This is a genomic window from Sharpea azabuensis DSM 18934 (assembly GCF_000702165.1).
GTDB classification, from domain to species: domain Bacteria; phylum Bacillota_I; class Bacilli_A; order Erysipelotrichales; family Coprobacillaceae; genus Sharpea; species Sharpea azabuensis.
In genome coordinates this window covers 1-1,686 of the sequence record NZ_JNKU01000090.1, presented here as the reverse complement: position 1 = coordinate 1,686, position 1,686 = coordinate 1, and the positions used below count along the sequence as shown (strand labels likewise).

2 protein-coding genes are annotated in these 1,686 nt (G+C 32.1%); both read left to right on the top strand.

Going from position 1 to position 1,686, the window contains the following annotated elements; all coding sequences use genetic code 11:
- Nucleotides 1-179: 179 nt before the first annotated feature.
- Nucleotides 180-1,100, top strand: a complete 921-nt coding sequence (locus T529_RS0111590; protein WP_162173008.1) for a glycosyltransferase family 2 protein — start codon at nucleotides 180-182, stop codon at nucleotides 1,098-1,100.
- A gap of 149 nt (nucleotides 1,101-1,249) precedes the next feature.
- Nucleotides 1,250-1,686 (top strand): Ig-like domain-containing protein (locus tag T529_RS0111585; protein ID WP_033163769.1); only part of this gene is annotated, 437 nt, incomplete at its 3' end.

The window sequence follows — 1,686 nt, the reverse complement described above, 5'->3', positions numbered from 1 at the left end:
TTAAAATAAGAGCGAATATAAGATAATGAATGAGGTAATATAACATGAATAGAAGAACAATTATCTCTAAAATTCTATCAATAATTCCTATGAGAAATCATATGACTTCTCAAGAAGCAAGAGAACTGTTACAGGCGTATAGTCCATGTCCGCAGGGTACCTGTAAAGGAAGTAACAAATTGAAGGTATCTTATGATTTACAGATTATTATTCCAGTCTATAATGGGGAAAAATATATTGAAGCATGTCTTAAAAGTGTTAAATCTCAAAAAACAGAGTACAATGTGTTGGCTACTATTATAAATGATGGTTCAATAGACAATACTGCTAAGATAATCGAGGATGTTATTTGTAACCAATGTGGAAATATTGAATTTGAGCTCATCACTCAACCAAACAAAGGCATTTCAGGGGCAAGAAATACAGCACTTAAGGCTCTCAAAGGAAACTATATAATGTTTCTGGATTCAGATGATTTATTAGTTGATCAGGCAATTGATAAACTGCTTAATACTGCATATACATTTGATTTAGATATTGTACAAGGCAACTGGTATGAATTTAATATCCAAAATAATCAACATAATAATATATCAGTCAACGCTCTTTCAGGTTATCCTTGGGGAAAGATCTATAAATCAACACTATTTCAAAACTTCCAGTTCCCTGAAGGCTACTGGTTTGAAGATACATCATTAAGTTTTATCATTGCCGGAATGGATATTAGATATAAGACAATTCCAGATACAATCTATTCCTATCGCATAAATCCTGAAGGTATCACCTCAAAATCACAAACATCTAATAAATGCATTGATAGTTATTATATAACAGAGTTGTGTTTAGAAGAATTCCCTGTATTTGGTTTGAAGTATGATGATCGTGCTTATGACTATTTCCTGCATCAAAGCATCATGAATATAAAGAGAGCTTATAGCCAGCCTAAAAAAATCAGAAAGGCATTGTTCACTCTAACATATACATTAATGGAAGAGTATTTCCATGACATGCATACGCAAGATGCATCTCTAAAAGACATTGAACAATGTTTGAGACAGCATCTCTTTCTAAGATTTGAAACAATTGTTTTTCCAAATTAATCACATACCATTTGATAAAAGGCTTGAAGATTAAGACAAAACTCAAGTCTTTTATCATATTTGAAATAATCAAATATTTCTGTTTTATTGAATGAAATTGCTTTCAATGTTGTTGATAACGTACAATGATATTGAAGGGATGTGCCATTATGATGAAAAAGCATACAAAAAGACTTATAATAGGTATTCTTGTAATTATTGTCTTAGTTCTATTATTGTTGCTTGGAGCTAAGCGTTATCAAAATGGCCTTAATAAGACAAATATAGAGCTTTATGTAGGTGATCATTACAAGCTGGCACTTAAGAAAGAAGAAAAAGAAGTGACATGGCATAGTCAGAACAGTGAGATTGCCAGAGTAGATCAGCAAGGTGAAATAGAAGCAAAGAAAAGTGGAAAAACTGTTGTCAGTGCCAAGACATCAAAACAGACATATCGTTGTGACATTCGGGTCAAAGAAAGACCAAAGCTAAGTGAAAGTAGTATGACTTTAAAAGCTGGTCAAACAAAGAAACTAAAACTGCTTAATACTGATGAAGAACCTCAATGGTCAATTGAAGATCATAAAATAGCGCAAGTAAGTGATAA